Origin of the sequence: Sporosarcina sp. P32b, assembly GCF_002743335.1 — a bacterium.
Lineage (GTDB): Bacteria > Bacillota > Bacilli > Bacillales_A > Planococcaceae > Sporosarcina.
The window spans coordinates 39,989-53,651 of the sequence record NZ_PDZB01000015.1 but is presented as its reverse complement, the minus strand read 5'-3'; the positions used below and the strand labels follow the sequence as shown (position 1 = coordinate 53,651).

Sequence of the window (13,663 nt, the reverse complement as noted above, 5' to 3'; positions counted from 1 at the left end):
GCTGTGCTAAACTAGAGAAAAAGGAAGTGGAATATAATGAATGAAAATAAACCTCATATTTTAGTAGTGGACGGAATGGCGTTGTTGTTCCGTTCATTTTTTGCGACTGCACATAGCGGGCAGTTTTTCCGCAACGCATTGGATGTACCGACGAATGGCGTCCAAGGGTTCGCGCGACATACGATGAGTGCTATCTCGATTTTCCAGCCGACACATTTAGCGGTGTGCTGGGATATGGGTTCGAAAACATTCCGTAATGAATTATTCGCAGACTATAAAGCGCATCGCCCAGCACCTGCACCGGAATTAATTCCGCAGTTCGATATGGCACGTGAAGTATCGGAAACACTAGGGTGGAAGAGTTATGGAATTAAGAACATGGAAGCGGATGATCTAATTGGTTCGCTAGTGGAAACGTGGAAAGACAAAGCAAAATTAACAGTGGTGTCGGGGGATAAAGATTTACTTCAGCTATTGAAGCCGGATGTGTCAATTGCGCTAACGAAAAAAGGCTTCACGCAGTATGATGAATACACGGAAGCTCGTTTTATAGAAGAGTATGGAATTACGCCGAAGCAATTCATTGATATGAAAGCATTTACTGGAGATTCAAGCGACGGATATCCGGGAGTGAAGGGGATTGGACCGAAGACCGCATTAAAACTCATACAGGAGTATGGTTCGGTCGATGGCGTGCTTGAAGCGAGAGAAAAACTAACGGCAGGCGTACAGAAGAAGCTAAATGCGGAAGAAGAGATGTTGATGATTTCAAAGGATCTGGCAACCATTCATTGTGAAATCAAACTGGATGATCCTTTAGAAGAATTAATCATTCCTGAATTCACTGCAGAAATGGCCCAAGTAATGGAAGAACTCGGCTATTCCATGATCGCTAAACAAGGACTAGCTGTTTCACCGTTCTAATGGTTCGAACTTAACAAACGTCAAAATCTTTTTATTTGGCTCATAGGGGATGGAGCGTACACGGCTCGCGCTATTTCTGCCACCGTGATCATGAACGAGTACATGCAGATGATTGTCTACATATTCATACCCAACCATCACGACCCAGTGATAATCAAATGAAAAACGACTACGCCATTTGAACTTGAACCATTTATCAAATTTCACAGCAACAGGACGGTCTTCATCGATCTGCTCGATAGCCTGCTGTGCAGTACAAGTTTCCACATTCCATAGTGGGCCGAGCAGTTGGTTCAGCCTACGAACAAAGCGCCAAGTAGGCAAACCGATCTTCGTACTACCCAATGTTTTATACAGCTCATTAATAGAAGGAGTTTGTTCAGCAGGGAAGAAATGACGCAACAACACATACGCTGTAACAGGTCCGCAAGCCGACGGACGGTAGCGTGGTTCAATGTCGAGGTCATATTGCGATTTGCCTTTCACTTCTATGTATTTGGACATATAGAACTCCTCCTATAGGGGAAATGTTGTTGTTTTGTGGATGTGGCGGCGTGTGGCGCTCATATTTGTTGCTCAAACGCTCAATGACCCCGGCTATGCGCTCAATGTATCTTGTTAAGTGCTCTATCCAGCCAATCATACGCTCTATGTAGTGGGGGAACCGCTCATACTTGCTGCTTAAGCGCTCAATGAACCTCTCTATGCGCTCATTGTATCTTGTTAAGTGAGTTATCAAGCCAGTCTACTGCTTATACAAGCTACTTAACCGCTCGATCCACCCCAATAACCGCTCAATAAAACAAATGCTGAGAACCTATAGGCTCTCAGCATTTTTACATATCATCTTTAGATTTTTACTTCATCCAAAAACGCCATGACTTGTTCAGGTGACTTTGCAAACGCACTATGCAAGTGTGCATGCTTCTCACCATTTTTGAAGACTAGCAAGCTTGGAATACCCATGACTTCATACTTCTCAGCAATTTCAGGAATAACGTCGCGATCCGCATCATACCATGTGTATGTATCGTATTTTTCAACGATAGGATCGATGAACATATCCATACGCTTACAGTCTGGGCACCAGCCTGCTTCGAATTTCACAAGGACTGGTTTGTCGCTTGCAATGATTTCTTCAAACTCACTTGCCGTTTTAATTTCTTTCACTTGTATCGCCTCCATTCAGTAAATAGTGTACAATGAATAAAGAATGTTTGGTATTAAATTGCTTATTTTAAAAAGTCTGATTAAATATGAAATAAATATTGCGAAATAGTTTCAAATGATTTATACTAACAATTATAGGCAACGCGTATTTTTTTTACGCTATAAATGAATGAGCGTTCATTCAAAGAACATAAGGGGAGGATTGCACGTGACTTATCAAATTAGAAAAGCGGCAGTTTTAGGATCTGGAGTTATGGGTTCTGGTATCGCAGCACACTTAGCGAATATTGGGATTCCTGTACTTTTACTAGATATCGTACCACCGAAATTAGGTGCAGATGACGAGGCAAAAGGATTAACGTATGACGATCCAAAGTTCCGTAATAAGTTTGCGGCTACAGCATTGGAGAAATTACTAAAACAAAAACCGGCACCTCTGACAACGAAGAAAAGTTTATCATTACTTACACCAGGAAACTTCGAGGACCATTTGGATCAATTGAAAGACGTAGATTGGATCATTGAAGTCGTTGTAGAAAACTTAGATATTAAAAAGAGCTTATATGAAAAGATTGAAAGTGTGCGGAAGCCAGGCACCATCATTTCATCCAATACATCGGGTATCAGTATTGAAGCGATGACAGAAGGACGTTCGGAAGATTTCCAGAAGCACTTCCTTGGAACACACTTCTTTAATCCTCCAAGATACTTGAAATTGCTTGAGATTATTCCTACAGAAACCACATCACCTGAAGTTGTAGAATTCATGACAGTGTTCGGTGAGGATCGTTTAGGTAAGGGAGTCGTAATTGCGAAGGATACGCCAAACTTTATCGGTAACCGAATCGGAACGTATGGTTTACAAGTGACATTGCATGAAATGCTAGAACGCGGTTATACAATCGGAGAAATTGACTCGATTACAGGTACATTAATCGGCCGTCCGACATCCGCAACATTCCGTACATTAGATGTCGTGGGACTAGATACGTATATGCACGTTGCGAAAAACGTCTACGATCAGACAACGGGTGAAGAGCAGAAAACATTTGAACTACCTGATGTCGTCACTAAAATGATCGATAATGGCTGGATCGGCGCGAAAGCAAAACAAGGCTTCTACGTGAAAAAAGGCCGAGACATTATGGAATTGGATATGAAGACATTTGAATATGTTCCTACACAGAAAATGAAAGCGCCTTCAATAGAGATGGCAAAACAGCAAAAAGGACTAGCTAACAAAGTGAAAACGTTACTGTATGCAAAAGATCGTGCAGGTGAGATCTTGTGGAATACATTAACTCCGACGATGCTATATGCTGCACAACTTCACGGTGAAATTGCAGACGATATCGTTTCGATCGACAACGCAATGAAATGGGGCTTCGGCTGGACACAAGGACCGTTTGAAATTTGGGACGCAATCGGCGTGAAGAAGTCTGTTGATCTGCTGAAAGAAGAAGGCAAGGAAATCCCTGAACTCGTTCAGTCATTGCTTGATAAAGGCTATGAAACTTTCTATAAAGAAGAGGATGGCGATACGTACTACTTCGACGGCACGGACTATCAAGCTGTACAAGTAAATGAGAAAGCCATCAACTTGAAACAGTATAAGAAAAAGCACGGTGTCATTAAGAAGAACTCTGGCGCAAGCTTGATTGACCTTGGTGATGGTGTAGCCTTACTTGAATTCCATTCACAATCGAATGCTATCGGTTTAGACATCATTCAGATGATCAACTTCGCAGTAGATGAAGTGGAGCAGAATTTCAAAGGACTTGTGATCGGGAATCAGGGGAAAAACTTCTGTGTTGGTGCAAACCTTGGCATGATTTTAATGGAAGCACAAGATGATAATATTTTCGAACTCGACTTTGTCATTCGTTCATTCCAAAACGCAATGTTGAAGATCAAATATAGTGGCAAGCCAGTTGTTGCGGCGCCATTCCAGATGACACTAGGTGGCGGAGCAGAAGTTTGTCTTCCAGCTGCACATATTCAGGCATCTATGGAAACGTATATGGGACTAGTTGAAGTAGGGGTAGGCTTGATTCCAGGTGGTGGCGGTAACGTCAACTTGTATCAGAAGCACTTAAAAGGTTTACCAAACGGTGTACCTACTGATTATCAACATATTGCAAATAAAGTATTTGAATCGATTGCGATGGCGAAAACGTCGACATCTGCTGAAGAAGCAAGAGAGAACAACTTCCTCGACTTTGCAGACGGCATTAGTGTCAATCCGGATCATCTGATCTATGATGCGAAGCAAGCTGCTTTGTCATTATATGAAGCTGGCTATGTAGCGCCAAAGAGAGCGAAAGTTCCTGTAACAGGCGATTCAGGCTATGCGACATTATTACTTGCAGCAGAAGGAATGTTCAGTTCTGGATTCATTAGTGAACATGATTTGAAGATTGCGAAGAAACTCGCATACGTACTGTCAGGCGGGAAGATCCCGTATGGTACACGTGTTGATGAGCAGTACTTACTGGATTTAGAACGCGAAGCATTTTTGAGTTTAGTGGCAGAACCGAAATCACAGCAGCGTATGCAGCATATGCTGGTCAAGGGTAAGCCGTTACGTAACTGATGAGAGATAGCTAAAGGAGGAAACAGAATGCGCGAAGCAGTAATTGTAGCCGGTGCTCGAACACCGATTGGAAAAGCAGGAAAAGGTTCTTTGGCAACTGTACGTCCGGATGATTTAGGGGCGTTGACTATAAAGGAAACATTGAAGCGTGCAGGAAATTATGATGGACCAATCGATGATTTAATCATCGGTTGTGCCATGCCAGAAGCGGAGCAAGGCATGAACGTAGCGCGTAATATTGGCGCGTTGGCAGGATTGCCAGATACCACACCGGCTGTAACGGTCAACCGTTTTTGTTCATCCGGTTTGCAGTCGATTGCTTATGCGGCAGAACGCATCATGCTAGGTCACTCGGAAGCAGTTCTAGCGGGTGGCGTTGAATCGATGAGTATGGTCCCGATGATGGGAAATACAATTCGTCCGAACTTTAAACTGGCGGAAGAAGCACCTGAATACTACATGGGAATGGGACATACAGCGGAGCAAGTGGCGCAAAAGTATGGCATCTCTCGTGAAGATCAGGACGCGTTCGCGGTTGAATCTCATAAACGTACGCAAGCGGCAATCAAAGAAAACAAATTTGTCGATGAGATTGTACCAGTTGAAGTAACGAAGCGTTTTGTCGATGCAGATGGCAAGTATCAGGAAAAAACGGTTTTATTCGAAATGGATGAAGGCGTACGACCAGGTACGACGACTGAGATTCTGGGGAAATTACGTCCGGCCTTCTCAGCGACAGGTTCTGTCACAGCTGGAAACGCGTCACAAACATCTGACGGTGCAGGAATGGTTTTATTAATGGATCGAGAAGTTGCTGAAGGGCGCGGCTTGAAGCCAATGGCAAAATTCCTTTCATTCGCAGTAGGCGGCGTTCCACCAGAAGTGATGGGGATTGGACCGATTGTAGCTGTTCCAAAAGCTTTGAAACTAGCAGGTCTATCTATTGAAGACATCGATCTGTTCGAGCTCAATGAAGCATTCGCATCTCAGTCACTCGCAGTGATTCGCGAACTTGGACTGGATACGGATAAAGTGAACGTCAATGGTGGAGCGATTTCATCAGGTCATCCACTAGGCGCGACAGGAACTATTTTAACTTTGAAATTAATTAATGAATTGAAACGCCAAGGCAAAAAGTACGGTGTCGTCACGATGTGTATCGGTGGCGGAATGGGAGCAGCTGGAGTGTTCGAAGTTCTATAAAAATAAAACAGACAAACAATAGGGGGAAATTAAATGACTAAAGCTATGGAGGGAACAACTATGACTGAATTCGTAAAAGGTGGGGCATTTTTAACTGAGGATATGGACGCTAATCGCGTTTTCACACCAGAGGATTTCACAGATGAGCAAAAGATGATTGCTAAAACAACGGAAGAGTATGTTAAAAATGACGTAACACCGTTAATTGAAAAGCTAGAGAACCATGAATTTGAGAACTCTGTAACATTGCTGAAGAAAGCTGGAGATCTAGGTCTTCTAGCAGCAGACATTCCAGAAGAGTATGAAGGACTTGCACTAGATAAGATTTCATCTGCATTGATTGCGGAGAAATTATCAGTAGCAGGCGGCTTCTCAATCACTCACGGAGCGCACGTAGGAATCGGTACATTGCCGATTGTATTATTCGGTAACCATGAGCAGAAAATGAAGTACTTGCCAAACTCCGCAAGTGGAGCGAAAATTTCCGCTTATGCATTGACAGAGCCAAGCTCAGGATCAGACGCATTAGGCGCGAAGACAACTGCTAAATTAAACGCTGCAGGTACACACTATGTACTGAACGGTGAAAAACAGTGGATCACGAACTCTGCATTTGCTGATGTCTTCGTAGTCTACGCAAAAGTAGATGGCGACAAATTCACAGCATTTATCGTTGAAAAAGAGTATCCGGGCGTTTCAGTAGGACCGGAAGAGAAGAAAATGGGTATCAAATCATCTTCTACACGTACGTTGATTCTAGAAGACGCAGAAGTACCTGTTGAAAACTTATTAGGTGAAATTGGTCGTGGACACGTGATCGCGTTCAACATTCTAAACATCGGTCGTTACAAGCTTGGAGTAGGTACAATCGGCGGATCGAAGCGTGCACTTGAATTAGCTATCAAATATGCGAATCAGCGTAAGCAGTTCGACACACCGATTTCTTCATTCAACTTAACAAAAGAAAAGTTCGGTACGATGGCTTCTATGTTGTACGCAACAGAAAGCTTGATCTATCGTACAGTAGGATACTTCGAAGAGCGTAACGCGGCGATGAGCCCTGAAGAGCAAAAAGACGGCGCAAAAGTGGCGGCTTCCATTGCTGAATACGCAATTGAATGTTCTATCAATAAAGTAGTAGGTTCAGAAGTGTTGGATTACATCTCTGACGAAGCGGTTCAAATTCATGGTGGTTATGGCTTCATGGCTGAGTACGAAGTAGAGCGTATCTATCGTGACTCACGTATTAACCGTATCTTCGAAGGAACGAATGAAATCAACCGTATGATCGTTCCAGGCACATTCTTGAAGAAAGCAATGAAAGGCGAATTACCATTGCTTCAACAAGCACAAGCATTACAAGAAGAGTTGTTAATGCTTATGCCGGAAGAAGTGGGCGACGAAGCATTGGCTCAAGAGAAGGCGCTTGTGAAGAACGCGAAGAAGATCGGTATCTTGGTTGCAGGACTTGCAGCACAGCGTTATGGCACGAAGTTGGATCAGGAGCAAGAAATTCTTGTGAACATCGCAGATATTGCGAATGATCTATTCGGTATGGAGTCTGCATTGCTTCGTACGGAGAAGGCGATCAACAAGAATGGTGAAGAGAAAGAGAACCAAAAGCTTCTTTATACACAGATCTTCTGTCAAGAAGCGTTCGGACGTATCGAAGCGGCAGCAAAAGAAACATTGCTTGCAGCGGTCGACGGCGACAACCAGCGCATGATGATTTCGGCGTTGCGTAAGTTGACTCGTAACAATCCGTATAACTTGATTGCGAAGAAGCGTGAAGCGTCAGTGAAGCTGATCGAAGCAGAGAAGTATATCGTTTAATCATAGCTTAGACAAAACGCCTCCAATGTGGGGCGTTTTTTGTTGTTTCTGGAATTGTTTAAGTTCAAAAGCGAGTGTTTGGGAGTAGTGAGTGAATTTGTGAGTGGTTCGGGATGGAAGCTCCAGTTGGGGGACGCTTTCCCATGGGCCCGCGGTGAGCCAACCAAGTCGCTGTGCTCCTTTTTGGTTGTCTCACCTGATCGGGCTGATCCTGCGGGAAGAGCCGTTACGAAGAACGGCTTTTGCGAGTAAAAGCGAAGCGTTAGGAGCACATCTTTGCACTTCGCCCCCAACTTCCGCTTCCCTCCTACATTGAGAGTACGAGTACTTGGATCACTTACTGCCGATAGTGTGTTAGGTGTTATTGTGGTTTAACTTATTCAGATTCAAGTTCAAGTACAAGTACAAGTACAAGTACAAGTGCAAGTGCAAGTGCAAGTTCAAGTTCAAGTTCAAGTTCAGGTGTAAGTGTCGAGTGTGAGTGGTTCGGGATGGAAGCTCCAGTTGGGGGACGCTTTCCCATGGGCTCTCGGTGAGCCAACCAGTTCGCTGCGCTCTCTTTTGGTTGTCTCTCCTTTCGAGCTGATCCATCGGGAGTCGCCCCAACTTCCGCTTCCATCCTACGTTGATAGTATGAGTACTTAGTTCACTCACTGTAGATTGTATGTAACGAATTGTTTTATTTTAACTTATTTAAGTTCAAGTGCTAGGGCTCAAGTTCAAGTTCAATTACAATCCTAACTTTAATGCACAACAAAAAGTATCACCCACTCACATTGCAAGGAATTGGAGCGAGAGCCGTAGCGAAGGACGGCTTTTGCGAGTAAAAGCGAAGCGTTAGGAGCACATTTTTGCACTAGGAGGGGCGACTCTGGGAGGATCAGCGGGACAGGTGAAACACCCTGCGAGCGAAGCGAAGGGGTGTGGTTCACCGCCCGCCCTCCAGAACGCGTCCCCTCCGAAGCGCAAATTCCTACCCCAACCCCATGCCACCTTCTTCTTGCGCTTAGCTAGTACCCACACGCCTTTATTTGCTATACTGAAAAAAAAGGAGGATTACGACTATGACTATCACATACTACGGCTATCCGAAATGTACCACATGCCGCAAAGCGAAGAAATGGCTCGAGAACGAGGGGATTTCATTCGAAGAACACAACATTGCCGAACAACCACCGAGCGAAGACGACCTTCGTAGCATGATCGCAAACTCCGGGCTCGAAATGAAGAAGTTCTTCAACACAAGCGGCATGAAATATCGCGAGCTCAATTTGAAAGACAAACTACCTACCCTGACAGACGACGAAAAGATCGCGCTCCTCGCTTCAGATGGGATGCTCATTAAACGCCCAATCGTTTCTGACAACCAAAAAGTAACCGTCGGATTTAATGAAACAACCTTCACAGAAACGTGGAAGAAGTGATCTAGAATCTTGTCTTTATGCGGGAACTATGGCAAACTAAAGGTAGATTAACTATTATATTTTTGGAGGTAACGACATGAGCACACCAAAAGATTTACGTTATTCAGAAGAGCACGAATGGGTTAAAGAAGAAGACGGTAAATACCGTATTGGAATCACACATTTCGCACAGTCTGAACTAGGGGATATCGTATTCGTTGAGCTTCCACAAGTTGGAGATCAATTAAAATCAGACGAGCCTTTCGGAAGTGTTGAATCAGTGAAAACTGTTTCTGAGTTGTATGCTCCACTAACTGGTAAAGTTGTAGAAGTGAACGAAAACCTTGAAGACAGCCCTGAATTGGTTAACGAATCTCCATACGAAGGTGCATGGATGGTAGTAGTTGAAATCGATAACAAAGCTGAATTAGATGAGTTAATGACGGCTGAGCAGTACGAAGAAATGACAGCTGAATAATATTCTAAAAGAAAAGCGCTGGAACGTCCCAGTGCTTTTTTTACACGCTAGGAGGAAACAGGATGGACCCGAAAGTTCTCATTGTAGAAGGCGGTTCGGATCGTAAGCGGCTAGTGCCGATCCTTGCCGAGCCTGTAGAGATTCTTTGTACGAATGGCACCATCAGCGCGTACCATATTGAGGAACTGCTTGAACCGTATGAGCAGCAGGACCTGTTTGTTTTTATGGATGCGGACGCGTCAGGTGAGTCCATTCGTAAGCTGTTCAAACAACTGTATCCAGAAGCGAGACATTTATATACCGATCGTCTCTACCGCGAAGTAGAAACGACACCCATTAAACTATTGGCTAGCATTTTAGCTGCCGCCAATTTTAAAGTACATTCCAAATACTTGGCAGGTGGACCACATGAATAATTGGACAATTGAAGACTGGCAACGCGCACAGGCGGCAGAGCAAGTAGCCGCTTTTTATTTATATACACCGATGTGTGGAACGTGTGCAGTCGCTTCAAAAATGCTTACGGTGATCGAGGCAATGCGCCCGAAACTACCGATTGGAAAGGCGGACTTAAATTACGTCCAAGACATCGCAATAGAATATGAGGTGGAAAGCGTTCCTTGTTTACTCATTCAACGCAAAGGACAACCATTAGAAAAAATTTACGCCTTTCAATCCGTCCCGTATCTGCTAGAGAAGCTCAGTTGACAAAAGAAATCAAAGTATGGTATAAGTAGTTAATCAATTGAATACGTAACTCTTATAAAGAGCGGTGGAGGGAAGTGCCCTATGAAGCCCGGCAACCGTCACATATGTGAAATGGTGCCAATTCACTCAAAGCCTAACGCTTTGATAGATGAGAGAAATGGTAACGTACATAACTATATACGTTCGGCCTTTCTGCTTGTCTGCAGGAAGGCTTTTTTTATTAACAAAAGCGGAAAGCGCCATGTAGGCTCGACAGGCGTTGGAGGACTTTCCACAAAGGCGCACTTTGCCTTTTTGTAAAGTCTGAAACGACCCGAGAGCCTGGCGCTTGCAGCTGGACGAAACAAAAGCGGAAGATGCCGTTTAGCTCCGACAGGCGTTGGAGAGCTTACAAGCAAGGTGCTTTTTGCCTTGAATGTAAGATCGAAACGACCCGAGGAGCTGGCATCTGAAGCTAGATGAAACAAAAGCGGAAAGCGCCATGTAGCTTTCAAAAAACACAACAAAAAGACTTAATCAAGGTGGTGCGGAAAATGATTCAACTAACAAACGTTCATAAAAGATTCCAATTGAACCGTTCAGAAATAGTCGCGGTAGATGACGTGACATTAGCCATCGAAGAGGGAGAAATTTTCGGCGTCATCGGTTACAGTGGGGCAGGGAAAAGTACATTAATTCGATTATTAAATGGTCTTGAAACACCTACGTCCGGCAGTATTATGATTCACGGGCAAGAAATGACGACATTAAAAGGTTCTGGCCTTCGCGATGCACGTCAGAAAATTAGTATGATCTTCCAGCACTTTAATCTACTGTGGTCAAGAACGGTAGAAGAAAATATTATGTTTCCTCTTGAAATTGCTGGCGTGAAGAAATCGGCACGAAAGCAAAAAGTGAAGGAATTGATTGATCTCGTTGGACTGACGGGCCGTGAACAGGCGTATCCATCGCAATTATCAGGTGGTCAGAAGCAACGTGTCGGCATTGCACGCGCGCTTGCGAATGATCCAGAAGTATTGCTTTGTGATGAAGCAACGTCCGCACTAGATCCTGAAACGACGAATGCTATTCTGGACTTATTGACAGATATTAATGAACGACTTGGACTAACAATTGTTTTGATTACGCATGAAATGCACGTCATCCGCAAAATCTGTCATCGCGTAGCGGTCATGGAGGCGGGGAAAGTAGTAGAGGCGGGTAATGTACTGGATGTTTTCCAATCCCCACAAGCGGATATTACGAAGCGTTTCATCTCGCAAGTAACGGATACCGGCGATACGGACGCGGCGATGACGCATTTACAGGAAGAATCACCGCACGGCAAGTTGATCAAGCTAGCTTTCATTGGCGAACGTACAGAGCAGCCGGTACTTGCTGAATTGATTCGTAAATTCCCAATCGACGTCAACATCGTACAAGGGAATATTTCGACGACACGTGACGGCGCATACGGTACACTCGTCTTGCAACTAGTAGGGGACGTGGCAGTTATCGAGGAAGCTATTGCTTTCCTTGATGCCAATGAAGTGAAGACGGAGGTGCTGGTCCATGATTGAGCAATGGTTCCCGAACGTTAACTGGGATAAAATGTGGCAAGCAACGGGCGAGACGCTTTATATGTCTGCCTACTCAACAGTCTTCACGTTTATTTTTGGTATTGGACTCGGACTGTTATTGTTTTTAACAAATCCTGGACAGTTATGGGCGAATAAAATCACGAATGTCTTTACAGGCGCATTTGTAAATATATTCCGATCGATTCCGTTTATCATTTTGATCATTTTATTGTTGCCGCTGACTAATTTATTAATAGGAAGTATGCGTGGACCGAATGCCGCATTGCCTGCGTTAATTATTGGTGCAGCTCCGTTTTACGGACGCATGGTATTAATTGCATTGCAGGAAATCGATAAAGGGGTTATCGAAGCGGCACGTTCGATGGGTGCCAAAACGTCTACGATCATTTTCAAAGTCTTGTTGCCAGAATCCATGCCTGCACTCGTGTCAGGGATTACGGTGACGTCGATTGCGCTTGTTGGCTACACAGCGATGGCAGGAGTAATCGGTGCTGGAGGACTCGGTACGCTAGCGTATCTCGAAGGGTTCCAGCGTAACCGTGGAGATGTCACGATGATGGCGACGATTTTAGTGTTAGTTATCGTGTTTATCATTCAGTTTATTGGTGATTTCATTGTAAAACGTTTGGACAAGCGATAATAGGATTTTCAGGGAAACCTGTTAACCATAAAACATTCCATAATGGAGAGGGAGAAATGTGGACATGAAGAAGTTTTTATTCGGTCTATTCGCAGCTGTATTAGTGCTTGCACTGGCAGCTTGCGGAACAAAAGACGAGGGTAGTAAAGATAATGGAGCACCAGATGTAGATGATGCGGAAAAAGGCGAGAAAACGTCGCTGATAGTCGGTGCGTCTAACACACCGCACGCAGTAATCTTGGAGGAAGCTAAGCCACTATTAGCTGCAAAAGGCTATGACTTAACAATTGAAAGTTACACAGACTATGTATTGCCAAATAAAGATCTAGAAGAAGGTACAATTGACGCGAACTACTTCCAACACATTCCGTATCTAGATAGCCAAATTGCTGATTTTGGCTATGATTTCGTCAATGCAGGCGCCATCCACATCGAACCAATCGGTGTGTATTCTAAGAAATATGATTCACTAGAAGAACTTCCTGACGGTGCGACGATCTTAATCAGTAACTCTGTTGCTGACCACGGCCGTGTACTAGCAATGCTTGAAGAAAAAGGATTGATCAAGCTAGCTGACGACGTAGAAAAAGTGAAAGCTGAAGTAGGCGACATCGTAGAAAATCCAAAGAACTTGGAGTTTGATGCAAACTACGAAGCGGCATTAATGCCTCAGCTATATAATAATGATGAAGGCGATGCACTGTTGATCAACTCCAACTACGCTATCGATGCAGGCTTGAATCCAATGGAAGATTCGATCGCATTGGAAGATAAAGAATCACCATATGTTAACGTAATTGCTGTGAAGAGCGGTAACGAAGACAGCGATGCTATCAAAGCGTTGGTAGAAGTATTAACTTCAGAGCAAATTCAAGATTTCATTTTGAATGAATGGTCTGGATCGGTTGTTCCAGTAAAATAATCATGTGAGGGCCGGTAGCTATTGCAGCTGCCGGCTTTTTTTATTTGTATGAGTGGTGGGTGTTTTGGATTAGTTGCACAAAATTTAGGGCTAACTACTCTATGAAGTGCGTGAAGCGCTCAATGTGTTGGGTTATTCGCTCTATGTAGCACGTAAACGCTCAATGGCGATGTTTGTCCGCTCTATCAGGTGCGTGAAGCGATCAATGT

The 13,663-nt window shown here is 44.0% G+C and carries 14 protein-coding genes and 1 riboswitch; of the genes, 11 read left to right on the top strand and 3 right to left on the bottom strand.

The window, feature by feature from the left end:
- Positions 1–36: 36 nt before the first annotated feature.
- Entirely contained in the window at positions 37–924 is an 888-nt protein-coding gene (locus tag CSV64_RS11190) for a 5'-3' exonuclease (protein WP_099634541.1), read from the top strand.
- Here CSV64_RS11190 and CSV64_RS11185 read toward each other — a convergent pair.
- Together CSV64_RS11185 and CSV64_RS11180 are read right to left on the bottom strand one after the other, a co-directional pair.
- Positions 913–1,428 (bottom strand): C39 family peptidase, encoded by a 516-nt coding sequence (locus CSV64_RS11185; RefSeq protein ID WP_099634540.1) that lies wholly within the window; start codon positions 1,426–1,428, stop codon positions 913–915. The two genes, CSV64_RS11190 and CSV64_RS11185, sit on opposite strands and share 12 nt — an antisense overlap.
- Before the next feature lie 345 nt (positions 1,429–1,773).
- Complete coding sequence (locus tag CSV64_RS11180; RefSeq protein ID WP_085426827.1) at positions 1,774–2,094, bottom strand: thioredoxin family protein; 321 nt, start codon at positions 2,092–2,094, stop codon at positions 1,774–1,776.
- Between the two features lie 208 nt (positions 2,095–2,302).
- Here CSV64_RS11180 and CSV64_RS11175 point away from each other — a divergent pair, with 208 nt between their 5' ends.
- Genes CSV64_RS11175 through CSV64_RS11165 form a run of 3 tightly spaced genes read left to right on the top strand, consistent with a single transcriptional unit; the run spans position 2,303 to position 7,723 of the window.
- Positions 2,303–4,687, top strand: a complete 2,385-nt coding sequence (locus CSV64_RS11175) for a 3-hydroxyacyl-CoA dehydrogenase/enoyl-CoA hydratase family protein (protein WP_099634538.1) — start codon at positions 2,303–2,305, stop codon at positions 4,685–4,687.
- A 27-nt stretch (positions 4,688–4,714) separates the two neighbouring features.
- A complete protein-coding gene (locus CSV64_RS11170) occupies positions 4,715–5,890 on the top strand; it encodes an acetyl-CoA C-acetyltransferase (RefSeq protein WP_099634537.1) in 1,176 nt (391 codons plus the stop codon).
- Positions 5,891–5,923: 33 nt separating this feature from the next.
- Positions 5,924–7,723: an acyl-CoA dehydrogenase family protein gene (locus CSV64_RS11165; RefSeq protein WP_369823520.1), complete on the top strand. Its 1,800-nt coding sequence runs from the start codon at positions 5,924–5,926 to the stop codon at positions 7,721–7,723.
- A gap of 376 nt (positions 7,724–8,099) precedes the next feature.
- Here the strand turns inward: CSV64_RS11165 and CSV64_RS11155 are convergent, their stop codons facing one another.
- Positions 8,100–8,342, bottom strand: a complete 243-nt coding sequence (locus tag CSV64_RS11155) for a hypothetical protein (RefSeq protein ID WP_099634535.1) — start codon at positions 8,340–8,342, stop codon at positions 8,100–8,102.
- 445 nt (positions 8,343–8,787) lie between these two features.
- On the opposite strand from CSV64_RS11155, the gene CSV64_RS11150 reads away from it, so the two are divergent.
- The 7 genes from CSV64_RS11150 to CSV64_RS11120 all read left to right on the top strand — a co-directional run bounded on the left by CSV64_RS11150 (position 8,788) and on the right by CSV64_RS11120 (position 13,454).
- Positions 8,788–9,147: an arsenate reductase family protein gene (locus CSV64_RS11150; RefSeq protein WP_099634534.1), complete on the top strand. Its 360-nt coding sequence runs from the start codon at positions 8,788–8,790 to the stop codon at positions 9,145–9,147.
- 76 nt (positions 9,148–9,223) lie between these two features.
- The gene (gene gcvH / locus CSV64_RS11145; RefSeq protein ID WP_029054457.1) at positions 9,224–9,604 is read left to right on the top strand and encodes a glycine cleavage system protein GcvH; all 381 of its coding nucleotides are present in this window, start codon (positions 9,224–9,226) and stop codon (positions 9,602–9,604) included.
- A 62-nt stretch (positions 9,605–9,666) separates the two neighbouring features.
- Entirely contained in the window at positions 9,667–10,020 is a 354-nt protein-coding gene (locus CSV64_RS11140; protein ID WP_099634533.1) for a toprim domain-containing protein, read from the top strand.
- Positions 10,013–10,312 carry a thioredoxin family protein gene (locus CSV64_RS11135; RefSeq protein ID WP_099634532.1) on the top strand — a complete coding sequence of 100 codons (300 nt, stop codon included), beginning with the start codon at positions 10,013–10,015 and terminating at the stop codon, positions 10,310–10,312. Before CSV64_RS11140 ends, CSV64_RS11135 begins: the two co-directional genes overlap by 8 nt.
- A gap of 49 nt (positions 10,313–10,361) precedes the next feature.
- A riboswitch (SAM riboswitch) is annotated at positions 10,362–10,467 on the top strand.
- Positions 10,468–10,845: 378 nt separating this feature from the next.
- Entirely contained in the window at positions 10,846–11,871 is a 1,026-nt protein-coding gene (locus tag CSV64_RS11130; protein ID WP_099634531.1) for a methionine ABC transporter ATP-binding protein, read from the top strand.
- On the top strand, positions 11,864–12,532 hold the full coding sequence (locus tag CSV64_RS11125; protein WP_099634530.1) for a methionine ABC transporter permease: 669 nt from the start codon (positions 11,864–11,866) through the stop codon (positions 12,530–12,532). The genes CSV64_RS11130 and CSV64_RS11125 overlap by 8 nt, the downstream gene beginning before the upstream one ends.
- A 64-nt stretch (positions 12,533–12,596) precedes the next feature.
- Complete coding sequence (locus CSV64_RS11120) at positions 12,597–13,454, top strand: MetQ/NlpA family ABC transporter substrate-binding protein (RefSeq protein WP_099634529.1); 858 nt, start codon at positions 12,597–12,599, stop codon at positions 13,452–13,454.
- The last annotated feature ends 209 nt before the right edge of the window (positions 13,455–13,663 follow it).